At 62.5% G+C, this 24988-nt stretch carries 12 protein-coding genes; 8 read left to right on the top strand and 4 right to left on the bottom strand.

Annotation, left to right across the window (positions count from 1 at the left end; translation table 11 throughout):
- Window positions 1-157: 157 nt before the first annotated feature.
- The 3 genes from C8K63_RS27720 to C8K63_RS27710 all read left to right on the top strand — a co-directional run bounded on the left by C8K63_RS27720 (window position 158) and on the right by C8K63_RS27710 (window position 2785).
- The gene (locus tag C8K63_RS27720; protein ID WP_108219597.1) at window positions 158-784 is read left to right on the top strand and encodes a TetR/AcrR family transcriptional regulator; all 627 of its coding nucleotides are present in this window, start codon (window positions 158-160) and stop codon (window positions 782-784) included.
- Window positions 785-877: 93 nt separating this feature from the next.
- Window positions 878-1696 (top strand): ABC transporter substrate-binding protein, encoded by an 819-nt coding sequence (locus C8K63_RS27715; RefSeq protein WP_108219596.1) that lies wholly within the window; start codon window positions 878-880, stop codon window positions 1694-1696.
- 75 nt (window positions 1697-1771) lie between these two features.
- A complete protein-coding gene (locus C8K63_RS27710) occupies window positions 1772-2785 on the top strand; it encodes a GNAT family N-acetyltransferase (RefSeq protein WP_108219595.1) in 1014 nt (337 codons plus the stop codon).
- A gap of 132 nt (window positions 2786-2917) precedes the next feature.
- Here C8K63_RS27710 and C8K63_RS27705 read toward each other — a convergent pair whose 3' ends face one another.
- Complete coding sequence (locus C8K63_RS27705) at window positions 2918-3466, bottom strand: RNA polymerase factor sigma-70 (protein ID WP_108219594.1); 549 nt, start codon at window positions 3464-3466, stop codon at window positions 2918-2920.
- Window positions 3467-3846: 380 nt separating this feature from the next.
- Between C8K63_RS27705 and C8K63_RS27700 the strand changes: the two genes are divergently transcribed.
- Both C8K63_RS27700 and C8K63_RS27695 read left to right on the top strand, forming a co-directional pair.
- On the top strand, window positions 3847-16845 hold the full coding sequence (locus C8K63_RS27700) for a non-ribosomal peptide synthetase (RefSeq protein ID WP_108219593.1): 12999 nt from the start codon (window positions 3847-3849) through the stop codon (window positions 16843-16845).
- A 114-nt stretch (window positions 16846-16959) separates the two neighbouring features.
- Window positions 16960-17772, top strand: coding sequence for an alpha/beta fold hydrolase (locus C8K63_RS27695; protein WP_108219592.1), 813 nt, complete (start codon window positions 16960-16962; stop codon window positions 17770-17772).
- A 94-nt stretch (window positions 17773-17866) separates the two neighbouring features.
- Here C8K63_RS27695 and dsbG read toward each other — a convergent pair whose 3' ends face one another.
- From dsbG to dsbD, 3 genes are read right to left on the bottom strand one after another with little or no spacing between them, the layout of a single operon-like run.
- Window positions 17867-18634: a thiol:disulfide interchange protein DsbG gene (dsbG, locus tag C8K63_RS27690; protein WP_108219591.1), complete on the bottom strand. Its 768-nt coding sequence runs from the start codon at window positions 18632-18634 to the stop codon at window positions 17867-17869.
- Complete coding sequence (locus C8K63_RS27685) at window positions 18610-19464, bottom strand: TlpA disulfide reductase family protein (RefSeq protein WP_108219590.1); 855 nt, start codon at window positions 19462-19464, stop codon at window positions 18610-18612. Before C8K63_RS27685 ends, dsbG begins: the two co-directional genes overlap by 25 nt.
- On the bottom strand, window positions 19464-21200 hold the full coding sequence (gene dsbD, locus C8K63_RS27680) for a protein-disulfide reductase DsbD (RefSeq protein WP_108219589.1): 1737 nt from the start codon (window positions 21198-21200) through the stop codon (window positions 19464-19466). The genes C8K63_RS27685 and dsbD overlap by 1 nt, the downstream gene beginning before the upstream one ends.
- A 154-nt stretch (window positions 21201-21354) precedes the next feature.
- Here dsbD and C8K63_RS27675 point away from each other — a divergent pair, with 154 nt between their 5' ends.
- The 3 genes from C8K63_RS27675 to C8K63_RS27665 all read left to right on the top strand — a co-directional run bounded on the left by C8K63_RS27675 (window position 21355) and on the right by C8K63_RS27665 (window position 24967).
- Window positions 21355-22035, top strand: coding sequence for a response regulator (locus C8K63_RS27675; protein WP_108219588.1), 681 nt, complete (start codon window positions 21355-21357; stop codon window positions 22033-22035).
- On the top strand, window positions 22032-23357 hold the full coding sequence (locus tag C8K63_RS27670; RefSeq protein WP_108219587.1) for an ATP-binding protein: 1326 nt from the start codon (window positions 22032-22034) through the stop codon (window positions 23355-23357). Before C8K63_RS27675 ends, C8K63_RS27670 begins: the two co-directional genes overlap by 4 nt.
- A gap of 209 nt (window positions 23358-23566) precedes the next feature.
- A complete protein-coding gene (locus tag C8K63_RS27665; protein ID WP_108219586.1) occupies window positions 23567-24967 on the top strand; it encodes an aspartate aminotransferase family protein in 1401 nt (466 codons plus the stop codon).
- Window positions 24968-24988 lie beyond the last annotated feature (21 nt).

Below are 24988 nucleotides of genomic sequence, written 5' to 3'. Positions count from 1 at the left end.
CGTCGACATTACCAAGCAAGCGCTTGGTTTGTAAATGACTTGGTTATCTTCTGCCCAAGCGCTTGCTTGGTTGCATCCATGAGCTTAAATTGCCCGCGCAACTCCGGTGTTTTCGGGGGATCGGCGTTATTGATAGATCGACTGTAGGAGATAACGGGTGGACGAGCAAAAAGCCCTGAGGGTCATGCGTGAATTGGTGGACGACGGCCAATTGACCGACCCGGACAGCGCCCGTGGCAAGCTGCTGCAAGTCGCGGCCCATCTGTTCCGCAATAAAGGCTATGAACGCACGACCGTGCGCGATCTGGCCGGCGCCGTGGGTATTCAGTCCGGGAGCATTTTCCACCACTTCAAAAGCAAGGACGAAATCCTGCGCGCCGTGATGGAGGAAACCATACGCTACAACACCGCGTTGATGCGTGCGGCCGTCGCCGAGGCCGGCAATGTGCGCGAGCGGGTGCTGGCGCTGATCCGCTGTGAATTGCAGTCGATCATGGGCGGTAGCGGCGAGGCCATGGCCGTGCTGGTCTACGAATGGCGCTCGCTGTCCGAAGAGGGCCAGGCCAAAGTCCTGGCGCTGCGCGATATCTACGAAGACATCTGGCTGCAAGTACTGGGCGAAGCCAAGACCGCCGGGTTTATCCGCGGCGATGTGTTCATCACTCGGCGGTTCCTGACCGGCGCATTGTCCTGGACCACCACCTGGTTTCGCGCCGACGGCAACATGAGCCTCGATCAGTTGGCGGATGAAGCGTTGATTCTGGTGCTGGAAGACCGGCAATAAAGTTGTATTGGCCAGCATTAAACTGGCTAACTGGACAAAACCGCCTAGCTTGAATGCATTGATGTCGTTTTATTGGGGAGTGGGGTTGTTTTGATGGATTCGCCAATTCGGACAGCCTCGCAGCTTTTGCTGGCGATGCTTGCAGCGTCAACGGTGATGCCGTCCCAGGCTGCGCAGCTGGTGCGCATTGGTGCCGCGCACTTTCCGCCCTATACCGTGCGCCCGGAATCCGGGGCCGATACCGGGTTGCTGCCGCAACTGGTCGAGGCTCTGAATGCGTCGCAAACTGACTACCAGTTTGCCCTGGTGCCCACGTCCATTGCCCGGCGCTTCGGTGACTTCAAACAGGGTCGGGTCGACATGGCCATCTTCGAAAATCCGGCCTGGGGGTGGGAAGACATTCCCCATACTGCCGTCGACATGGGGCTCGAAGACGCCGAGATTTTTGTCGCGCAACGCCTGCCCGATCGACAGCAAAGCTATTTTGCTGACCTGAGCGGCAAGCGTCTGGCGTTGTTCAGTGGCTATCACTACGAATTCGCCAATTTCAATGCCGACCCCCAGTACCTCGCGAAAAACTACAACGCCACGCTGACCTATTCCCACGACAGCAATCTGCTGATGGTGTTACGCGACCGGGCCGACATTGCCCTGGTCACGCGCTCTTATCTGTTCGACTACTTGTTACGCAATAAAAAAGTCGCTGACGAGTTGCTGGTGTCCCAGCGCGTTGACCAGATTTATCATCACTACGCCATTCTCCGTCCGACCGCGCCCATCACTGGTGAGGCCTTCGGCAAGTTGTTGCAAGGCTTGCGGGACAACGGCCAGATGCTGAAGATTTTCGATCCGTACAAGATTGCGTTGGTGCCGATCCCGCACAACAAACCGGCGCCACAACTCGCCAATTGACGGTCTTTTGCTAAATTTCCTGCCACGGCTCACGTCACTTCGTTGAACTGTCGACGACTATCGTGAGCCCGACCCATGTCCAATCTGAATGACCTGCCTGCCTTGTATCTGCCGACAGGCAGTCGTCTTGCCGCTGATGAAACCGATTGCCGCCTGAGCCTGAGCCTGGAAGGGCAACCGCTGCCCGCCCTGCGGCTGACTCGTGGCCCAGAGTTGCACGTGCAACTGGAGGAGCGTTTCAGTCGCCCTGAAGGGCAGGCATTGTGGGCGGCCTGTTACTGGCTGTTCGCTCGCGACCCCGACTGTCAGCACCTGGTCTGGCAACTGCAAGACGTGCCAACCGAAGCCTTGTTCAGCGGCCTGCTGATTGCGACTCACGTCAGCGGCGAGTATCTCTGCGAGCGCACTTTGTTCTGGCAGTTGCCGCAGCCGTGGCTGGGGCATTCATTGACCGGCAGTTACCCGCAGCAAATGCTCATGACCGACGGCAAGCGTCATCCACGGCGGCCGGTCAAACCTGGTGGTGAAGTGTATCGACGCTTCGATGCACGACTGGGCACCTGGGTTTCCCTGCGTACCGTGGAAATCGAGCAAGACCTGGCACGCTTCAACCGCTGGCAAAACAACCCGCGGGTCGCGAGTTCCTGGCAGGAGGAGGGCAGTCTCCAACAGCATCGCCAATACCTGAGCAAACTCGAAGCCGACCCGCACACCCTGACGTTGATCGGGTGTTTCGACGATCAGCCGTTCGCCTACTTCGAAGCCTACTGGGCCAGGGAAGATCGCATCGCACCGTTCTACGAGACCAGTGATTACGACCGTGGCATCCACATGCTGGTGGGCGAAGAAAACCACCGCGGTCCGCACAAGGTGGCGAGCTGGTTATCGGCGCTGGTGCATTACCTGTTTCTCGATGATCCGCGAACGCAGCGCGTGGTGGCCGAGCCGCGTGCCGATAACGCGAAGATGATCGGATACATGCAGGCGCAGCGCTTTCACTGCGAGAAAGAGTTCGACTTCCCGCACAAGCGCGCGGCGTTGATGGTGTTGGGGCGGGAGCGGTTTTTTGATCGGTGCACACTGACCTGAGGCTTCAGATTCAAGATTCGTTGTGGTCTTGAGTCAGCCTTCGCGAGCAGGCTCGCTCCCACAGGGTCCTGCGAACACAGGGGAAATGTGGGAGCGAGCCTGCTCGCGATGGGGGCGCTGAAATATCGGATCTTATTGGCGAGCAGCCCTATCGCCCCGGTTGCCCGACACCTTGCGGCAGTGCACCAGCGCATCCCGGATCATGAAGTTCACCAGGGTCGGCGAGACGCCGAGCTCCTTGGCGATGTCTTTTTGCGGTACGCCATGCAGGCGATACATCTCGAAGGCGTAGCGGGTGCGGCTCGGCAGCTCGGTCAACGCATCGGCAATGTGCTCGAGTGTCGAGAAATTGATGTGCGAAGTTTCCGGTGACGCACCCTGGATCACCACATTCAGCCCTTCCTCCTCAGGGCCGGAATACTTCTGTTCCAGCGCCTGCTTGCGGTAGTGGTCGATCGCCAGGTTGCGCACGATCTGGAACAGGTAGCTCAACTGAGCCTTGATCGAACTGGTGATGGGTGGGGCCGATTGCAACCGGAAGAATGCGTCCTGCACAACATCTTCGGCACGTGAGCGGCAACCGGTAATTCGGGCTGCGATCTTCACCAGAATCAATCGATTGTCGACGAATGCCTGAAGTAGCGGTGTATCGCACCTGCTTGTGGATACTGGTTCCATCATGGAAATCACCCTGCTGCCAAAAGGTTAGTGGGACGGTGGATAAACCGGGGGAACCGTCCTACAGATCGAGCGACAAATTAGGCTTAATGATAATTATTGTCAAATGAGAAAAATAACTAATTCGCCGCAGCGGTGCAGAGTGAGAACGGCGACACGCTGACTCACTTCAGTGCGCCTTGTCTTCCTGTCGACGCCTAATTATTTCAAGACGTCATCCGTTCTCATTGGTGAATGGAACAGCGCAATTCTCATAACCCTGTAGGAGCGAGCTCGCTCGCGATGGACGTTAACGATGACGCATTGTCATCGGATAAACGCGGCGCTGGTGAGCCCATCGCGAGCAAGCTCGCTCCTACAGCCGACATCAGGCAGGAAACCTCATGACCGACGCGTTCGAACTCCCCAGCACAATGGTCCAGGCCCTTCAGCGCCGCGCGGCCCTGACGCCGGATCGGGTGGCCCTGCGTTTTCTCGCCGAGACCCCGGATCAGGCTGTAGTGCTCAGTTATCGCGAGCTGGATCAACGGGCGCGGACGATTGCCGGCGCGTTGCAGGCTCAAGCGGATTTCGGCGACCGCGCCGTATTGCTGTTCCCCAGTGGCCCTGATTACGTCGCGGCATTCTTCGGTTGCCTGTACGCGGGCGTGATCGCGGTGCCGGCCTACCCGCCGGAGTCGACACGCCGTCATCACCAGGAACGCCTGTTGTCGATCATCAGCGATGCCCAGCCGCGCTTGCTGCTGACCAGCGCCGGGCTGCGCGATGCGTTGCAACAAATCGAAGGGGCGCCGCCGATGCTGTGTGTCGATACCCTCGACAGTGCACTGGCCGAGCGCTGGGTCGCGGCGGATTTGCAGAACGATCACATCGCCTTCCTGCAATACACCTCCGGCTCTACCGCGCTGCCCAAAGGCGTGCAAATCAGCCACGGCAATCTGGTGGCCAACGAATTGCTGATTCGCCACGGTTTCGGTATTGACCTGAACCCCGACGACGTCATCGTCAGCTGGCTGCCGCTGTACCACGACATGGGCCTGATCGGCGGTCTGCTACAGCCGATTTTCAGCGGCGTGCCTTGCGTGTTGATGTCACCTTCATACTTCCTCGGCCGGCCGTTGCGCTGGCTGGAAGCGATCAGCGAATACGGTGGCACCATCAGCGGCGGGCCGGATTTTGCCTATCGCTTGTGCAGCGAGCGGGTCAGCGAGTCAGCCCTGGAACGGCTCGACCTGAGTGGCTGGCGCGTGGCGTATTCCGGTTCCGAACCGATTCGCCTCGATACCCTGGAACGCTTCGCCGGGAAGTTCGCGACCTGCGGCTTCACTTCGGACAGTTTCATGGCCTCCTACGGTCTGGCCGAAGCCACGCTATTCGTGGCCGGCACAACCCGCGGCCAAGGCATCGGCAACCTGCGGGTAAACGATCAGGCCCTGGCGCAGAACCGCGTCGAAGCGGGCGAGGGCAGCCCGATCATGAGCTGTGGTATCAGCCAACCGGATCACGCCGTGCTGATCGTCGACCCGGTCTCGCTCACCGAGCAGGCCGACAATGTCGTCGGTGAAGTCTGGGCCAGCGGGCCGAGCATTGCCCTCGGCTACTGGTGCAATGCAGAGGCGTCCGCCAGGACCTTCGTCCGGCACGCCGGGCAGACCTGGCTGCGCACCGGGGACCTGGGCTTCCTGCGCAACGGCGAGCTGTTCATCACCGGGCGCCTGAAGGACATGCTGATCGTGCGCGGGCACAACCTGTACCCGCAGGACATCGAACAGACCGTCGAACGTGAAGTGGAAGTGGTGCGCAAGGGCCGCGTCGCCGCTTTCGCCGTCACGGTCGAGGGTCAGGAAGGCATCGGCATCGCCGCCGAAATCAGCCGCAGCGTGCAGAAAATCCTGCCACCGGAGTCCTTGATCAAAGCCATTCGCCAGGCCGTCGCCGAGGTTTATCAGGAGGCACCGAGCGTGGTGCTGCTGCTCAATCCGGGCGCGCTGCCCAAGACGTCCAGCGGTAAATTACAACGCTCGGCGTGTCGCAATCGCCTGGCGGACGGCAGTCTCGACAGCTACGCGGTGTTCCCGTCGGCCGCCACTGAAAGTGCAGGCCGGATCGAGTCGGGCTCTGAGCTGCAAAGCCTGATCGGCCGAATCTGGTGTGAGCAGTTGCAGGTCGCACACGTCGGTGCCGACGATCATTTCTTCCTGCTCGGCGGTAACTCCATCGCGGCGACGCAGGTAGTGGCGCGCCTGCGGGAAGAGTTGGGTCTGGAATTGAGCCTGCGCCTGCTGTTCGAAGCCCCGACCCTCGGCGCATTCGCCGATGTCGTGGCTCGCCAGCAACAGGACGGTGGCCTGGCCCAGGGCGCGATCACGGCGCTGTCGCGCCAGCAACCGATGCCGCAATCCCTGGCACAAAACCGTCTGTGGATCACCTGGCAGCTCGACCCGCACAGCAGCGCCTACAACATTCCCGGTGGCTTGCGTCTGCGCGGCGAGCTGGATGAAGAGGCGTTGCGCATCAGTTTTCAGCAGTTGATCGAGCGCCATGAATCCCTGCGTACGCGATTCTTCGAACGTGACGGCGTGGCGTTGCAACAGGTCGATCCGGCCGCTGAGTTCAATTTGCAAATGATCGACATCAGCGACCTGCCGGCTGCCGAGCGAGAAGCCCGCGCGCAGCAGATCCGCGAAGACGAAGCCCACACTCAGTTCAATCTGGAAAAAGGCCCGTTGCTGTGGGTGACGCTCGTACGCCTCGATGACGAAGACCATCAACTGTTGGTGACCCTGCACCACATCATTGCGGACGGCTGGTCGCTGAATGTGCTGATCGACGAGTTCTCGCGCCTGTACGCCGCTGCATCGCAAGGCGCGACGGCCAATCTCGCGCCGCTGTCGACCCAATATGCCGACTACGGCAGTTGGCAGCGCCAATGGCTGGCGCAAGGTGAGGGCGAGCGTCAGCTGGCTTACTGGAAAGCACAGTTGGGTGAAGAACATCCGACGCTGGAATTGGCCACCGATCATCCACGTTCCGTCCAGCAAGTTCACAGCGCCGCACGACACACTGTGCGCCTGGACGTCAGCCTCAGCGATAGGATTCGCAACACTGCGCAGGCCCACGAATCGACACCGTTCATGTTGTTGCTCTCGGCACTCCAGAGCCTGCTGCACCGCTACAGCGGCCAACGCGACATCCGCATCGGCGTGCCCAACGCAAACCGTCCGCGCCTGGAAACCCAGGGCCTGATCGGTTTCTTCATCAACACCCAAGTGCTGCGCGCTGAAGTCGATTCGCGCCTGCCATTTGTCGAACTGCTGGCCCAGACCCGCCAGGCTGCACTCGGCGCGCAAGCGAATCAGGACCTGCCGTTCGAACAACTGCTCGAAGCCTTCCCCCAGGCCCGCAAACAGGGCCTGTTCCAGGTCATGTTCAACCATCAGCAACGTGACCTGAGTGCGCTCAAACGTCTGCCGGGCCTGCTCGCCGAAGAGCTGCCGTGGCACAGTCGCGAAGCCAAGTTCGACCTGCAACTGCACAGCGAAGAAGACCGAAACGGTCGTCTGACGCTGTCCTTCGACTATGCCAGCGAGCTGTTCGACGCCGCGACCATCGAGCGTCTGGCCGAGCACTTCACCAACCTCTTGAGTGAAGTCTGCGAGCGTGCGCAACAAGCCATCGGCGACCTGCAACTGCTCACCGTCAACGAGCACGATCAGCAAAAAGACTGGAGTGTTGCCCCGTGCGCTCCAGCACAACAATGGCTGCCGGAACAGCTCAACGAACAGGCACGCCTGACCCCGGAACGCACCGCGTTGCTGTGGGACGGCGGCAGCCTCGACTTCGCCGGACTGCACGCTCAGTCCAACCGCCTGGCCCATTACCTGCGCGACAAAGGCGTCGGTCCGGACGTCTGCGTGGCGATCGCCTGCGAGCGTTCGCCGCAACTGCTGATCGGCCTGCTGGCGATCATCAAGGCCGGTGGTGCCTATGTACCGCTGGACCCGGATTACCCGGCTGACCGCTTGGCCTACATGCTCAGCGACAGCGGCGTTGAACTGCTGCTGAGCCAGACTGAACTGCTCGATCGTTTGCCGGCCAGCGACGGCGTCAGCGTCATCGCCATGGATGCCTTGCACCTGGAGAGCTGGCCGAGCCATGCGCCGGGGCTGCAGCTGCACGGTGACAACCTCGCGTATGTGATTTACACCTCCGGTTCCACCGGCCAGCCCAAAGGTGTCGGCAACACCCACGCGGCGCTGGCCGAGCGCCTGCAGTGGATGCAGCAAACCTATCAACTGAACGAAACCGACGTGCTGATGCAAAAGGCGCCGATCAGTTTCGACGTGTCGGTGTGGGAGTGCTTCTGGCCGCTGATCACTGGCGCACGCCTGTTGATCGCCGGTCCCGGCGAACACCGCGATCCGCATCGCATCGCGCAGCTTGTGCAAGCGTATGGCGTGACCACGTTGCACTTCGTGCCGCCGTTGCTTTCGTTGTTCATCGACGAACCGCTCAGCGCTGAATGCACCAGTCTGCGTCGGGTGTTCTCCGGGGGCGAAGCCTTGCCCGCCGAACTGCGCAACCGCGTGCTGGCGCAACTACCGGCGGTGCAACTGCACAACCGCTACGGCCCGACCGAAACCGCGATCAACGTCACCCACTGGCATTGCTCCAGCGCCGACGGCGAACGCTCACCGATTGGCCGGCCGCTAGGCAATGTGATCTGCCGCGTGCTCGACAGCGATCTCAATCCGGTTCCGGCCGGTGTGTCGGGTGAGCTGTGTATCAGCGGTATTGGCCTGGCCCGTGGTTACCTCGGTCGTCCGGCGTTGACCGCCGAACGATTCGTGGTCGATCCGCTGGGTGAGCCAGGCACGCGCCTGTACCGCAGCGGTGACCGGGCGCGCTGGACAGCGGACGGGGTGATCGAATACCTCGGTCGCCTCGATCAGCAGGTCAAGTTGCGCGGGTTCCGGGTCGAGCTGCAGGAAATCGAAGCGCGTCTGCTGGCCCGGGAGGGCGTTGCACAAGCCGTGGTGCTGGTGCGCGAAACCGTGGCCGGCGCACAGTTGATCGGCTACTACACCACGGCGGGCAATGCCGGGGACGAAGCCGATCAAACAGCACGCCTGAAAAGCGCACTGGCCGCCGAACTGCCGGAATACATGGTCCCCGTGCAACTGATGCGCCTGGACGCGATGCCCCTCGGCCCGAGCGGCAAACTCGACCGCCGCGCCTTGCCGGAGCCGCAATGGCAGGTTCGCGAACACGTCGAACCGGTGACTGAACTGGAACGACACATCGCCGGTATCTGGCGCGAAGTGCTGGGCCTGGCGCAAATCGGCCTGCGCGATGATTTTTTTGCCCTCGGCGGCCACTCGCTGCTGGCCACGCAAATCATCTCCCGCACCCGCCAGGCCTGCGACGTCGAGTTGCCGCTGCGGACGCTGTTCGAACACAGCGAGCTCGGTGCATTTGCCGAGCAGGTTCGCCTGATCCAGGCCAGCGGCAGTACCAACGAGCAGCCGCCGATTGAAAAAGTCGACCGCGGGCAGGCGGTGCCACTGTCGTATTCCCAGCAGCGCATGTGGTTCCTCTGGCAGATGGAGCCCGACAGCCCGGCCTACAATGTCGGCGGCATGGCGCGGCTGCGCGGCGTGCTCGACGTGGCGCGTTTCGAGGCCGCGCTGCAAGCCCTGATCCTGCGTCACGAAACCCTGCGCACCACGTTCCCGAGCATCGACGGCGTCGCCCGCCAGCAGGTGCACACGCAAACCTGTGTGCGCATGGCGTGGAAGGATTTCACCGCGCAGGATGCCGAAGGCCGCGAGCGGCAGGTCCGGCAACTGGCCGACGACGAAGCGCACAAGCCATTCGATCTGGAAACCGGACCGCTGCTGCGCGCATGCCTGGTCAAGACCGCCGAGCAGGAACACTACCTGGTGCTGACCTTGCACCACATCGTCACCGAAGGCTGGGCGATGGACATCTTTGCCCGGGAACTCAGCGCACTGTACGAAGCGTTTGTCGATGACCGTGAATCGCCGCTCGCGCCATTGCCGGTGCAGTACCTGGATTACAGCGTGTGGCAGCGTCAGTGGCTGGAGTCCGGCGAGCGTCAGCGCCAGCTCGATTACTGGACCACGCAACTGGGCCGCGAACACCCGCTGCTGGAGTTGCCGGCCGACCGGCCGCGCCCGCCGGTGCAAAGCCATCAGGGTGAGTTGTATCGCTTTGACCTGAGCGATGAGCTCGCGGCACGGGTCCGCGCCTTCAATGCGCAACACGGCCTGACCCTGTTCATGACCATGGTCGCCGCCCTGGCTACGCTGCTGTACCGCTACAGCGGGCAGGCCGATCTGCGCATCGGCGCGCCGGTGGCCAACCGCATTCGTCCGGAAAGCGAAGGGCTGATCGGCGCGTTCCTCAACACCCAGGTGCTGCGTTGCCAGCTCGACGGGCAGATGTCCGTGGGCGAGTTGTTCGAACAGGTGCGGCACACGGTGATCGAAGGCCAGTCCCATCAGGACCTGCCGTTCGATCATCTGGTGGAAGCCTTGCAACCGCCGCGCAGCGCGGCCTACAACCCGTTGTTCCAGGTGATGTGCAACGTGCAGCGCTGGGAGTTCCAGCAAAGCCGCAGCCTGGCCGGCATGACGGTCGAGTACCTGGCCAACGATGCCCGCGCGACCAAGTTCGACCTCAACCTGGAAGTCACCGACCTCGACCATCGCCTGGGTTGCTGCCTGACCTACAGCACCGATCTGTTCGACGAGCCGCGCATCGCGCGCATGGCCGGGCATTGGCGCAACCTGCTGGAGGCGCTGATTGCCGATCCGCAGCAGCGCTTGAGCGAGCTGCCGTTGCTGGCGTGTGGCGAACAGCAACATCTGCTCGACAGCCTTGGTGTCGAGCCGGGCGAACATCGGCTGGATCAGTGCATTCATCAGCTGTTCGCCGAGCAAGCCTTGATGCGCCAGGACGCTCCGGCCCTGACCTTCGCCGGGCAGACTTTGAGCTACGCCGAACTCGACAGCCGCGCCAACCGCCTCGCGTGGATGCTGCGTGAACGCGGTGTCGGTCCGCAGGTACGCGTGGGCCTGGCACTGGAGCGCTCGCTGGAGATGGTCGTCGGCCTGCTGGCGATCCTCAAGGCCGGCGGCGCCTATGTGCCACTGGATCCGGAGTACCCGCTGGATCGCTTGCATTACATGATCGAAGACAGCGGCATCGGTTTGCTGCTCAGTGATGCGGCGATGTTCAAGACTTTGGGCGAGTTGCCGGCGATCGTCGGCCGCTGGTGCCTTGAAGAAGACGCCGCTGCGCTGGCCAGCTACCCGGCCACCGAGCTGCCATCGATCAGCCTGCCGCAGCATCAGGCTTACCTGATCTACACCTCGGGCTCGACCGGCAAACCGAAAGGCGTGGTGGTGTCCCACGGCGAAATCGCCATGCACTGCCGCGCGGTCATCGAGCGCTTCGGCATGCGCGCCGACGACTGTGAGCTGCACTTCTATTCGATCAACTTCGACGCCGCGACCGAGCGTTTGCTGGTGCCATTGCTCAGCGGTGCGCAAGTAGTGCTGCGAGCTCAAGGGCAGTGGGACGCGGAAGAAATCTGCGGGCTGATCCGTCGTCATCACATCAACGTCCTCGGTTTCACACCGAGCTACGGCAGTCAATTGGCGCAATGGCTGGCAACGCAAAAGGAAACCCTGTCGGTGCGCATGATCATCACCGGCGGCGAAGCGCTGACGGGGGAACACCTGGCGCGTATTCGTGCAGCGTTCCAGCCGAGCCTGTTCTTCAACGCCTATGGCCCGACCGAAACCGTGGTCATGCCGCTGGCCAGCCTTGCACCTGAAGTGCTGGAAGAGGGCGCCGGCAGCGTGCCGATCGGCAGCGTGATCGGCGCTCGCGTCGCCTATATTCTCGACGCCAATCTGGCGTTGGTGCCGCCAGGCGCGACGGGCGAGTTGTACGTCGGTGGTGCGGGCCTGGCCCAGGGTTATCACCAGCATCCGGGCATGACCGCGGAACGCTTCGTGGCCGACCCGTTTGTCGCCAGCGGCGGGCGTATCTACCGCACCGGCGACCTGGTGCGCCAGCGCGCCGACGGCCTGGTGGAGTACCTCGGGCGGATCGATCATCAGGTGAAGATTCGCGGTTTCCGCATCGAATTGGGCGAGATCGAAACCCGTTTGCTGGAGCACGAGTCGATTCGTGAAGCGGTGGTGCTGGCCGTCGATGCGCCGAGTGGCAAGCAACTGGTGGGTTACCTCGCCACTGACGTCGCCGAACAGGACGAAGTGCATCACGCCACATTGCGCCTAGCCCTCAAGGCACACTTGAAATCGCAATTGCCGGATTACATGGTGCCTACGCACCTGATTCTGCTGACCAGCATGCCGCTGACCGCCAACGGCAAGCTTGACCGCCGTGCACTGCCGGCGCCGGACCCGGAGTTGAATCGCCAACATTACGTAGCGCCGGGCAACGAACTCGAAGTCACGCTGGCGCAGATCTGGTGCGAAGTGCTGAACGTCGGACAGGTCGGCCTCAACGACAACTTCTTCGAGTTGGGCGGTGACTCGATCCTGTCGATCCAGGTGGTCAGCCGGGCGCGGCAGCAGGGCATTCACTTCAGCCCTCGCGATCTGTTCCAGCACCAGACCGTGCAGACCCTCGCCGCCGTGGCCACCCGCAGCGAGCAGGTCAGCGCCGAACAAGGCCTGATCATGGGCCAGTCGCGACTGACGCCGATCCAGCACTGGTTCTTCGATACTGACATCCCGCAACGCCAGCACTGGAACCAGGCGTTGTTGCTGCAACCGACTGTCACCCTGGAGCCTCATCGTCTGGAGCAAGCGCTGCTGGCAGTGATCGAACAGCACGACGCCTTGCGCCTGCGTTTCAGCCGCGTTGCCGGCCAGTGGCAGGCCTTGCACCAGCCGATTTCCGATGCACCGGTGCTGTGGCAGGTGCATGTTTCGTCCATGGACAAATGCGCGGCCTTGTTCGCCGATGCCCAGCGCAGTCTCGACCTTGAAGCAGGGCCGTTGCTGCGGGTGTTGCTGGTCGATGGTCCTGAAGGTCAGCAGCGCTTGTTCATCGCCATTCACCACTTGGTGGTGGACGGCGTGTCGTGGCGGGTGCTGCTGGATGACCTGCAAACCGTGTATCGCCAACTGGACGCGCAGCAGTCGGTGAAGCTGCCAGCGAAAACCGGCGCCTTCAAGGACTGGGCCGCACGTTTGCGGGCCTACGCCGGCAGCGAATCCCTGCGCGAAGAGCTGGGCTGGTGGCAGACGCAACTGGCCGGGCCCGCTGCCGACTTGCCCTGCGATCACCCCGACGGCGGCCGGCAGAAACGGCATGCGCAAGCAGTCAGCGTGCGCCTCGACAGCGAGCGCACCCGGCAATTGCTGCAACAGGCGCCGAGTGCCTATCGCACCCAGGTCAACGACTTGCTGCTGACCGCATTGGCCCGCGTGTTGTGCCGCTGGAGCGGGCACGCATCGACGCTGATTCAACTGGAAGGCCACGGTCGCGAAGCGCTGTTCGACGACATCGACCTGACCCGCACTGTCGGCTGGTTCACCAGCGCCTACCCGCTGCGCCTGACCCCGTCGAACATCGAAGAAGCCGCCGGGCAGGGCGCGTCGATCAAGGCAATCAAGGAGCAACTACGTGCCGTGCCGCACAAAGGCCTGGGCTATGGCGTGCTGCGCTATCTCGCCGATGATCAGATTCGCCACGGCATGGCGCCGTTGCCGGTGGCGCCGATCACCTTCAACTACCTCGGCCAGTTCGACCAGAGTTTCGGGGCGCACGCGCTGTTCCATCCCCTGGATGAAGGCATCGGCGCGGCCCACGATGCCAATGCTCCGCTACCCAACGAGCTGAGCGTCGACAGTCAGGTGTATGGCGGTGAACTGGTGCTGCGCTGGACCTTCAGCGCCGAACGCTTCGATTCGCAAACCATCGACGAGTTGGCCGATGCCTACCTCGGTGAGTTGAGCAGCCTGATCGAGCATTGCCTGCGCGACGACGCGGGTGGCCTGACGCCGTCGGACTTCCCGCTGGCGAATCTCAGCCAGGCGCAACTGGATGCGCTGCCGGTCCCGGCCGCCGTCATTGAAGACGTCTACCCGTTGACCCCGATGCAGGAAGGCATGCTGCTGCACACCTTGCTGGAGCCGGGCACCGGCCTGTACTACATGCAGGACCGCTACCGCATCAACAGCGAACTCGACCCGCAGCGTTTCGCCCAGGCCTGGCAAGCGGTGATCGCCCGCCACGAAGCGTTGCGCGCGTCGTTCTGCTGGAACGTCGGCCAAGAGATGCTGCAAGTGATCCACAAACCGGGCTGCACGCCGATCGAGTATCTCGACTGGAGCGACATCGCCGAAGCCGAGCAAGAGCCGAAGTTGCAAACCTTGCTCAAGACCGAGCGCGAGGCGGGGTTCGATCTGCTCAATCAGGCACCCTTCCACTTGCGTTTGATCCGTGTGGGCGCGGCACGCTACTGGTTCATGATGAGCAACCATCACATCCTCATCGATGCCTGGTGCCGTTCGCTGCTGATGAATGATTTCTTCGAGATCTACAGCGCCCTCGGCGAAGGCCGGGAAGCGCAGCTGGCGGTGCCGCCACGTTATCGCGACTACATCGGCTGGCTGCAACGCCAGAGCCTGGCCGAAGCGCGGCAATGGTGGAAAGCCAACCTGCAGGGTTTCGAACGGACCACGCCGATCCCGAGCGACCGGCCATTGCTGCGCGAACATGCCGGCGACAGCGGCGGCATGATCGTCGGCGACCGCTATACCAGGCTCGACGCCCGTGACGGTGGGCAATTGCGCGAACTGGCCCAGGCCCATCAGCTGACCATCAATACTTTCGCCCAGGCGGCATGGGCACTGGTGCTGCGACGCTTGAGCGGTGATCGCGACGTGCTGTTCGGCGTCACCGTGGCCGGGCGTCCGGTGGACATGCCGCAGATGCAGCGCACCGTCGGCCTGTTCATCAACAGCATCGCGCTACGGGTGAAAATGCCCGAGGACGGTCAGCGTTGCAGCGTGCGCCAGTGGCTCACCGGTCTGCTCGACAGCAACATGCAACTGCGTGAGTACGAATACCTGCCGCTGGTGAACATCCAGGAGCAAAGCGAACTGCCCAAGGGCCAGCCGCTGTTCGACAGCCTGTTCGTGTTCGAAAACGCCCCGGTGGAAGTCTCGGTGCTGGACCGTGCGCAGAGCCTCAATGCGACCTCGGATTCGGGCCGGACCCATACCAACTTCCCGCTCACGGCGGTGTGCTATCCGGGGGATGACCTGGGCTTGCACCTGTCCTACGACCAGCGCTACTTCGATGAGGCCACGGTCGAGCGCATGCTCGGCGAGTTCAAGCGTTTGCTGCTGACGCTGGTGAACGGGTTCCATGGCGACATGGCCGACCTGCCGTTGCTGGGGGCCGAGGAGCAGGATTTTCTCATCCATGGCTGCAACCAGAGCGAACAGGATTACCCGCTGGAGCAGAGCTACGTTGCATTGTTTGAAGCCCAAGTCGCCCGGCACCCGCAGCGGGTTGCCGTCAGCTGTCTGGACCGGCAGTACAGTTATCTGGAGCTGAACCAGTGCAGTAACCGTCTCGGTCATGCGTTGATCGCCGCCGGTGTCGGGCGCGATCAACCGGTAGCCTTGCTGACCGAGCGCAGCCTCGAATTACTGGGCATGATCATTGGCAGCTTCAAGGCGGGAGCGGGTTACCTGCCGCTGGACCCGGGTTTGCCGGGTCAGCGGTTGAGCCGGATCATCGATCTGAGCCGCACGCCATTGCTGGTGTGCACGCAAGCGTGCCGAGAGCAGGCGCAGGCCTTGCTCGACGAGTTCGCCTGCGCCAGTCGGCCACGGCTGCTGGTCTGGGAGGAAGTCCAGGCCCTTGCGCTGTCGGCGGACAATCCTGGCGTCTACAGCGGCCCGGACAACCTCGCCTACGTGATCTACACCTCCGGTTCCACCGGTTTGCCCAAAGGCGTGATGGTCGAACAGCGCGGCATGCTGAACAACCAGTTGAGCAAGGTGCCGTACCTGAACCTGAGCGACGCCGACGTGATCGCCCAGACCGCGTCGCAAAGCTTCGATATTTCGGTCTGGCAGTTCCTCGCCGCGCCGTTGTTCGGCGCACAGGTGGACATCGTGCCGAACACCATCGCCCACGATCCCCAGGGTTTGCTGGCCCATGTGCAGAGCCAGGGCATTACCGTGCTGGAAAGCGTGCCGTCGCTGATCCAGGGCATGCTCGCCCAGGAGCGCATGAGCCTCGACGGCCTGCGCTGGATGCTGCCGACCGGCGAGGCGATGCCACCGGAACTGGCGCATCAATGGCTGTTGCGCTATCCGCAGATCGGGTTGGTGAATGCCTACGGTCCGGCGGAGTGCTCGGATGACGTGGCGTTCTTCCGCGTCGATATGGCTTCGACTCGCGGCAGCTACCTGCCGATCGGCACGCCGACCGACAACAATCGTTTGTACCTGCTCGACGCAGTGCTGGAACTGGTGCCGCTGGGTGCGGTGGGTGAATTGTGCGTGGCGGGGACCGGGGTCGGCCGCGGCTATGTCAGCGATCCGCTGCGCACCGCCCTGGTGTTTGTGCCGAACCCGTTCGGCACACCGGGTGAGCGCCTGTATCGCACCGGCGACCTGGCCCGCCGTCGCAGTGACGGCGTGCTGGAATACGTCGGCCGGGTCGACCATCAGGTGAAGATCCGTGGTTACCGCATCGAACTGGGTGAAATCGAGGCTCGCCTGCATGAACAAGCGCAAGTCCGCGATGCTGCAGTGGGTGTACAGGACGGGGCGAACGGCAAGCATCTGGTTGGCTATCTGGTGGCGGTCGATTCAGCGCTCAATTCCACCGAACGCCTGGAGCGCATCAAGCAACGCCTGCGCACCGAACTGCCGGAGTACATGGTGCCTTTGCACTGGCTGTGGCTGGACAAGCTGCCGCTCAATGCCAATGGCAAGCTGGATCGCAAGGCGCTGCCGGCACTGGAAATCGGCCAGTTGCAAAGCCAGGACCATCAGGCGCCGCGCAATGAACTTGAGCAGACCCTGGCCGATATTTGGGCCGAGGTGTTGAAGGTCGAGCAAGTGGGCGTTCGCGACAACTTCTTCGAATTGGGCGGGCATTCGCTGCTGGCCACGCAAATCGCCTCGCGGGTGCAGAAGACCCTGCAACGGGATGTGCCGTTGCGGGCGATGTTCGAGTGCAGCACGGTGGAAGAATTGGCCGGGTACATCGAGGGGTTGGCGGTGAGCGAGATCACCGAGGAGAAGGTGGATCGCTTGAATGACCTGATGGCGGAGCTGGAGGGGGTGTAATCACCAGCGGCTTGCCCGCGAAGGCGGTGGCACAAACGCACACACTCCAGCAATTGACGAGGGACTGTCTGCCGCTCAGTCTTCCGGTTCCATTTTTATTTGCGCAGACAGTCGATGCCCTTCGTAACGATAGACGGACAAGCCCTTCACTACATCGATCGAGGTACCGGCCCGGCTGTACTGCTGGCCGGTAGTTACCTGTGGGACCAGGCCATGTGGGCGCCGCAGATTGCCGCGCTGTCGCAACAGTATCGAGTGATAGCCCTGGACCTGTGGGGGCACGGTGAATCCGGGACGTTGCCTGTCGGTACTGCATCGCTGGATGACGTGGCGCGTCAGGCATTGGTCTTGCTCGACCATCTGGACATCGACCGGGTTACGCTGGTCGGCCTGTCGGTCGGAGGCATGTGGGGCGCGCGCCTGGCCTTATCGGCTGCGCAGCGGGTCAATGGGCTGGTGCTGATGGACACCTACGTCGGCGCCGAACCGGAGCCGACTCGCCAGTATTATTTTTCACTGTTGAAGCAGATCGAAGAGGCGGGTGTCATCACTCCAGCGCTGCTGGATATCGTGGTGCCGATTTTCTTCCGGCCGGGCATTGATCCGCAGTCGGCGCTCTACCGGGATTTTCGTGCTTCCCTGGCGGCTCTACCCTCGGATCGCCTGCGTGAAAGCATCGTGCCGATGGGGCGGATTACATTTGGGAGGGATGATCTATTGCCACGACTGGGCGAACTGGACGCAGCGACCACGCTGGTGATGTGCGGAGATCAGGACAAGCCCCGACCACCGGGTGAAGCCCGTGAAATGGCTGAATTGATTGGCTGCCCGTGTGTGCTGGTGCCGAAGGCGGGGCATATTTCCAATCTGGAGAACCCCGGGTTTGTGACCGAAAGCTTGCTGGCGTTTTTGGCCGACAGAGCTTAGTTGAATCTACCGACGCCATCGCAAGCAGGCCCGCTCCCACAGGTAATCACCTTTCCCTGTGGGAGCGAGCCTGCTCGCGATGGGGGCGCTGAAGTCACTTCGGCCCCAGGATCTTCGCCAGTTTGTCCGGCGACGGCGCACCTTGCTGCTGTTGCAGATTACCCTTGTCGTCCATGTAGAAAATCGCCGGTGTCGCCTGCAACTCCAGATCTTCCATCAATTGCATGTTGGCCGTGAGCTTTGCCTGAATCACCGGCGGCACTTCCTTCAAGGCCGTGAGCGAGCTGCCCTTGCCAGCGGCTTCGTGATCCTGCAGGGCTTTTTCCGGGTCTTTGGCGGCGAGCAGTGCAGCGGATTTCCCCGGGCTATCCTCGCGGATGATGCCCACCATGATGTGGCGCAACTGCACCTTGCCGGCCTTGACCCACGGCCGGGCCTGTTCCCAGAACATGTTGCAGTACGGGCAGTTCGGGTCACTGAACAGGTACACCACGCGCGGCGCATCCTTCTTGCCGTCGCCGATCCAGTTGCTGGTTTCGAACTTGGCCCAGACTTCCTTGGCCATCGGGGCATACACCAGTTTCTGCAACGGTGCGCTGCTCAGGTCATTGCCCTCGGCGTCATACAGATTGCCCAGCAACACGTGTTTGCCATCAGGGGTCAGGTACAGCGCCATGCCGCGGCTCTGGTATTGCGCGGCATAACCGCGCAAGCCGTCGGGGGCGTCGAACTGGCCGACGATTTTCGCGCCCTTGGCCTCGATTTTCTTGATGGCATCGGGCAACTCTTCGGCCTGCACCGTTGGCAGGTGAATCAGGGCCGCACCGAGGCTCAGGGTCAGCAGGTGGCGGAGGCGGGACATGGCAATTTCCTTGAGGAGGTGGCAGGTACGGTATCGAAGTTTTCCAGTGCGCGGGCCAGGCTGGCGTCCGACAACTCGCCCAAATGGCTGCCCAGCAGGCGACCTTCGGGACTGTAGAACAGCGTAGTCGGCAACGCCATGGAGCCGACGGCCTGGCTCAGACGCCCGCCGCCGTCGAACAGCACGTTGGACAGGCTCAGGCCTTGGGTTTCCAGAAAGGTCGCGACGCTTTGCATGCTTTCCGCCTGATTGACGAACAGGAAGGTCAGGTCTGGCCGGTGTTGCTGGGCGTTTTCCAGTACCGGCATTTCCCGGCGGCACGGCGGGCACCAGGTGGCCCAGAGATTGATCACCAACGGGCCGCCCTTGTAGTCGGTCAGTTGCACGGTTTCGCCGGCGGCGTTGCGCAGGGCGATTTCCGGCAGGCGTGTGCCTTGTTCATAAATCGACAGGGAGAACGTCGCCAACAACCAGAACGCCAGGCCACTGGCCACGCCAATGCCCAATGGACGGCGCAAACCCGGGCGACGCCAGCCGCGATACAGCGTGGCAAGCAAAACCACAATCACCCCCGGCCAGGCGAGGAAACCGCCATCGCGCAGGTCGATGACCTGCCACGGATCGTTGCGATAGTGGGCCCAATAGGCCACCACGAAACCGATTCGGGCCGCCAGCATGCCCAGTAGAAACAGGCTGAACAGTACCGACTCGGGGTTGTCACCGCCACGTTTGGCCACCCGCCAGCCGACAAACGTGGCCAGCGCCAGCGCACTGATCAGCAGCAGGTGATTAAGCGCAATGGCAAAGGTGCCGAGGGTGAAGGTCAGCATTAACGGGCGTCTCGGGTGTTGGTCCAGCGTTGCAGGAAAGTATCGGCATCGACCTCGCCGGTGATGCGCTGGCTGCGACGCTCTTCACCGTCAGCACCGATCCACAACAGGCTGGGTGGCCCTGGCACTTTGTAACGGCCGAGCAGTTCGCGGCTGGCGGCATTGTCGGCGGTGACGTCCAGTCGGAGCAAGCGCACGTCGCTCAGGGCTTCCATGACATTGGCTTTGCCGAATACCTGTTTTTCCATGACCTTGCACGACACGCACCAGTCGGCGTAGTAGTCCAGCAGCACCCATTGGCCCTGAGCCTGCGCGGCGTCGAGTTCCCGTTGCAGTGCCTGCGGATCCTTGATGGTGGTGAAGGCATCGTGGCCAACCGGCACGGCGGCCACCGCCTGGTTCGAGGCGCGGTAGACCTGCAACGGATTGAGCGGATCGTCACTGCCTCCGGCCGCACCGATCACCAACAGGCCACCCCATAAACCGAGCAGCAACGAGCTGGCGCCAAACAGGTGCGCGATACGGCCGAAATCTTCCGACTGTTTCCAGGCGCTGTAGGCCGTGATCAACAGCAGCGCCCCGCACAATCCGACCCACAGGGATTCGTCCAGCACCGGACGCAGCATCAGCAACGCGGTGGCGAGGAACAGAAAGCCAAAAATGCCTTTGACCAGGTTCATCCAGGCGCCGGGTTTGGGCATGAAGCGATTGCCGACGGTCACCAGCAACAGCAGCGGCACGCCGATACCGATGCCCATGGCGAACAGAATCAATCCGCCATGCAACGCGTTACCGCTTTGCGCGATGTAGAGCAGGGCACCGGCCAGCGGTGCGGTCATGCATGGGCCGACCAGCAGGCCGGACAGCGCCCCCAGCACCCCGGCGCCGATCAGATTGCCGCCACGTTGATTGCGCGAAACGTTTTCCAGGCGATCGCGTACGGCCACCGGCAGTTGCAATTCGAAGAAGCCGAACATCGGTAGCGCCAGCACCACGAAAACCGCCGCGAAACTGCCCAGCAACCAAGGGTTCTGCAGCCAGGCTTGCAGATTGGCCCCGAGGGAGGCGGCCAGCACACCCATCGCCGCATACACCAGCGCCATGCTGACCACGTAACTGCTGGCCAGGGCGAAACCGCGTTTGGGCGTGGCGCCGCTGCCGACGATCAACCCGGCCAGAATCGGCAGCATCGGCAACGAACATGGCGTGAAGGCCAGCAGCAGGCCCAGGCCGAAGAACAGCAAAAGGCTCCAGCCCAGCGCCCGTTGTTGCAGGCTGCTGGCCAGCGCCTGGTCCGGTGCTTCAGTGGCCGTATTCAACGCATTGGCATTGCCCAGGTCCACGACTCTGGTTTGCGGCGGATAACACAAACCGGCATCGGCACAACCCTGGTAACTGACCTTGACCGTGCCGCTGGCACCCGCCGGAATCTTCAGTTCCAGACCCTGACGGTAGACTTGCTGTTCACCGAAAAACTCGTCGCTGTGAGCTTCACCTTCCGGCAACGCGGGATGCTGCCCGACAGGCAACCCGTCGTACTTCAAGCGTTTCTGGTACAGGTAATAGCCGTCGGAGATCTGCCAATAGAGCTGGGTTTCACCGGATTCCAGACGTTCGGAGGTAAACGTGAATGCTTTATCAACCGGGAGAAATTCAGGTTTGGTGTCGAACGGATTGGTTCCCGCCTGGGCCAGGCCCGCGATCAAGAGGGTAAAAAGTAAAAACAGACGATGCATGAATAAGCCTTTGCCCTGTGCTAATGAGGTGCACAGTGGCGGGTGGCGATTAACCGATGATTAACCGCCCCGGCCTTGTGGCGGTGGCGCTTGCGGCATAATGTCGACTTAATCGGTCAACGGCTTAATAGGCTTTATTTCTACGAGGCTCCCCATGCACGTACTGGTTTGCGAAGACGATGAGCTGATCGCCAGCGGCATTGTCGCTGGCCTGACCGCCCAGGGTCTGACCGTGGAGCACGTCGCCACGGCGTCCGCCGCCCGGGCGATGCTCAAGGTGGCGGAATTCGATGTCATGGTGCTCGATCTCGGGTTGCCGGACGAAGATGGCCTCAAACTGCTGCAACAGTTGCGCCATCAAGGCCTGGAGTTGCCGGTTTTGATCCTCACCGCCCGGGACTCGGTCACCGACCGCGTCGATGGCCTGCAAGCCGGCGCGGACGATTATCTGCTCAAGCCGTTCGACTTGCGTGAACTCGCTGCACGCCTGCACACGCTGTTGCGACGGGTGGCGGGGCGCAGCGTCAACCTGATCGAACACGGTGCCCTGACCTACGACCCGAGCAGCCGCGAAACCACGCTCGCAGGACAGCCGGTGGACCTGTCGCGCCGCGAACAATCGCTGCTGCAAGCCTTGTTGCACAACCGTGGGCGGGTGCTGTCCACCGAGCAACTCAAGGACAGCGTCTATGGCTTCAACGACGAACTGGAAAGCAACGCCCTCAACGTCCATATCCATCACCTGCGGCGTAAACTCGGCAATGGCATTGTCGAGACCGTGCGCGGCCTGGGTTATCGCCTGGGGCCGGCTGATGGCGGAGAAGAACCGAAGTGATGAGTCTGCGTTTGCGCCTGAGCCTGACGCTCGGCGCCGCATTTGCCTTGATCTGGGCCTTGGCCGCGGCCTGGATGCTCAGTGATCTGCGCAATCAAATGATGTTTTCCCTCGACCAGCGCCTGGTGGCGTCGGCACGCATGGTCGCCGGCCTGATGGAGCAACTGCCGCCCGTGCCGAGCAAGGGCGAGGGCACCCACTTCAGTGCCGAACAGTTGAACATTCCAGGTGGCATGGCGTGCCAGGTCAGCTCGTTGCGCGGTGAAATCCTTGCCCGCAGTCACACCGAACCGCAGCAGGCCCTGGAGGCCGAGAAACTCGGTTTTCACGATCAGATGATCGACGGCGCGCCATGGCGCAGCTTCACATTGGCCCGGGGCGATCTGCGCATCACCACCGCCGACCGGCAGATCGAGCGTGAGGCGTTGAACATGTCGATCCTGCTGGCCGCTTCGGTGCCGGTGGGCGTGGCGCTGCTCGGTTGCCTGTGTTTGCTCTGGCTGGGCATCGGCCAGGGACTGGCGCCGCTCAACCGCATGCGCGACGCCTTGATGCGCCGCAGCGCCGACTCCCTCGAACCCTTGCAGATCCAGCCGTTGCCCAGCGAGTTGCAACCCCTTCTGGAAACCCAGAACCAGTTGCTCCAGCGCATCGGCAAGACCATCGAGCGCGAACGTCGCCTGACCGGGGACGCGGCCCACGAACTGCGCAGCCCGCTGACCGCGATCAAGACCCACCTGCAAGTGGCGCGCATGACTGACGGCAGCGCCCGGGACCAGTCCCTGGCCCGGGCCGAAGAGGGCGCCGACCGCATGCACCGGACCCTCGAACAATTGCTGTTGCTGGCGCGCGTCGAGGGCAGTCTGTCATTTGACGACGGTGTGCAATGCAACGCCGAGCAAGTGGCGAAATTGGCGATCCAGGACGCGGCAAGCGGCGATCGCCAACGCATCAGGTTTCAGGCCCCGGGCAAGGTTTCCGCCGCGCCGGTACAAATGCCCGCCGTGCTGTCGATTGCCGCGCTGCGCAACTTGCTCGACAACGCACTGCGCCATACACCCGCCGACAAAGCGGTGGAGTTGAGCCTGGAAACCACCGGCAATCGTGTGCAGTTCGTGGTGCGCGACCATGGGCCGGGGATTGCCGAAGAAGATCTGCAACACCTGACCCAGCGTTTCTGGCGCAACGGCCAGAGCACCGGTTGTGGTCTGGGGCTGGCGATTGTCCAGGCCATCGTTCAGCGTTGCGGTTGTACGTTGCAATTCGATAGCCGGCCAGACGGCTTGCGGGTCGAGCTGACGATGCCGCTGCAACCCGTCTGAAAAACACCACCCCCCTGTAGGAGCGAGCTTGCTCCGGGCGGCGTTCCGACGATGGTCGATAACGATAACGCGTGCTTTCTGAATGCACGCGGTGTTCTTGAGTCCATCGCGAGCAGAGCTCGCTCCTACAAGGTATCCGTGTTACCGCCTAAATCCCTCAAGCGCTGATGCGTTTCCAGAACAGGAAAACCTTATTGAGGGGTCGAGAGATGTCAGTCGCTACCAGCCTTATCGAAGAGCAGCCGGTGACGCCCGCCGAGACGCTTTATCAATTCAACGAATCGCCATTGCTCGCGCGTCAGAGCCGGCAGGAATCCAACGCCCGCAGCTATCCGCGACGCATTCCCCTGGCGCTCAAGCGCGCCAAGGGCATTTACGTCGAGGATGTCGAAGGCCGCACGTTCATCGACTGCCTGGCCGGTGCCGGGACCCTGGCCCTGGGGCATAACCACCCGGTGGTGATCGAAGCCATTCAACAAGTGCTGGCCGATGAACTGCCGCTGCATACCCTGGACCTGACCACGCCGGTCAAAGACCAGTTCGTTCAGGACCTGTTCGGCCTGTTGCCGCCAGCGCTGGCTGGCGAAGCGAAGATCCAGTTCTGTGGCCCCACTGGCACCGACGCCGTGGAAGCTGCACTGAAACTGGTGCGCACCGCCACCGGCCGAAGCACCGTGATCTCGTTCCAGGGCGGTTATCACGGCATGAGTCAGGGCGCGTTGAGCCTGATGGGCAGCCTCGGGCCGAAAAAGCCCTTGGGCGCCTTGCTCGGCAGCGGCGTGCAGTTCATGCCGTACCCATACGATTACCGCTGCCCGTTCGGGCTCGGCGGCGCGCAAGGGGTCAAGGCCAACCTGAGTTACCTGGAAAACCTGCTCAACGATCCCGAGGCCGGCGTGCAATTGCCGGCGGCGGTGATCGTGGAAGCGGTGCAGGGCGAGGGCGGGGTGATCCCGGCGGATCTGGACTGGTTGCGCGGTGTGCGGCGGATCACTGAGCAGGCGGGTGTTGCGCTGATCGTCGATGAAATCCAGAGTGGCTTCGCCCGCACCGGCAAGATGTTTGCCTTCGAACACGCCGGGATCATCCCCGATGTGGTGGTGATGTCCAAAGCCATCGGCGGCAGCCTGCCGCTGGCGGTGGTGGTCTACCGTGACTGGCTCGACACCTGGCTGCCGGGTGCCCATGCGGGGACGTTCCGTGGCAACCAGATGGCCATGGCCGCCGGTTCCGCGGTGATGCGTTATCTGGTCGAACACAAGGTCTGCGAACATGCCGCCACCATGGGCGATCGGCTGGCCGAACACCTGCGCATCCTGCAGCGAGACTTCCCGCAACTGGGCGACATTCGTGGTCGTGGCTTGATGCTCGGTGTCGAGTTGGTTGACCCGACGGGCGTGCTGGATGCCCAAGGTCATCCGCCGGCTTTCGCCCGCCTGGCACCGCTGGTTCAGCGCGAATGCCTCAAGCGTGGCTTGATCCTGGAACTCGGTGGTCGCCATGGCGCGGTGGTGCGTTTCCTGCCGCCACTGGTGATTACCGCAGCCGAAATCGATCGTGTGGCCGAGATTTTCGGCCGGGCCCTGACCGCCGCCGCCACCACTCTTTAAATTTTCCGCCCTGCGGACCGT

The sequence above is a fragment of the Pseudomonas sp. GV085 genome, assembly GCF_003050925.1.
Taxonomy (GTDB): domain Bacteria; phylum Pseudomonadota; class Gammaproteobacteria; order Pseudomonadales; family Pseudomonadaceae; genus Aquipseudomonas.
The sequence above is the reverse complement of the archived record's forward strand: the minus strand, read 5'-3'. Positions and strand labels throughout refer to the sequence as shown.

Coding starts and splice junctions, on each gene's coding strand:
- C8K63_RS27710 (WP_108219595.1), top strand. CDS start 1,772: ATGTCCAATCTGAATGACCTGCCTGCCTTGTATCTGCCGACAGGCAGT.
- dsbD (WP_108219589.1), bottom strand. CDS start 21,200: ATGCATCGTCTGTTTTTACTTTTTACCCTCTTGATCGCGGGCCTGGCC.
- C8K63_RS27695 (WP_108219592.1), top strand. CDS start 16,960: ATGCCCTTCGTAACGATAGACGGACAAGCCCTTCACTACATCGATCGA.
- dsbG (WP_108219591.1), bottom strand. CDS start 18,634: ATGTCCCGCCTCCGCCACCTGCTGACCCTGAGCCTCGGTGCGGCCCTG.
- C8K63_RS27715 (WP_108219596.1), top strand. CDS start 878: ATGGATTCGCCAATTCGGACAGCCTCGCAGCTTTTGCTGGCGATGCTT.
- C8K63_RS27685 (WP_108219590.1), bottom strand. CDS start 19,464: ATGCTGACCTTCACCCTCGGCACCTTTGCCATTGCGCTTAATCACCTG.
- C8K63_RS27675 (WP_108219588.1), top strand. CDS start 21,355: ATGCACGTACTGGTTTGCGAAGACGATGAGCTGATCGCCAGCGGCATT.
- C8K63_RS27700 (WP_108219593.1), top strand. CDS start 3,847: ATGACCGACGCGTTCGAACTCCCCAGCACAATGGTCCAGGCCCTTCAG.
- C8K63_RS27665 (WP_108219586.1), top strand. CDS start 23,567: ATGTCAGTCGCTACCAGCCTTATCGAAGAGCAGCCGGTGACGCCCGCC.
- C8K63_RS27705 (WP_108219594.1), bottom strand. CDS start 3,466: ATGATGGAACCAGTATCCACAAGCAGGTGCGATACACCGCTACTTCAG.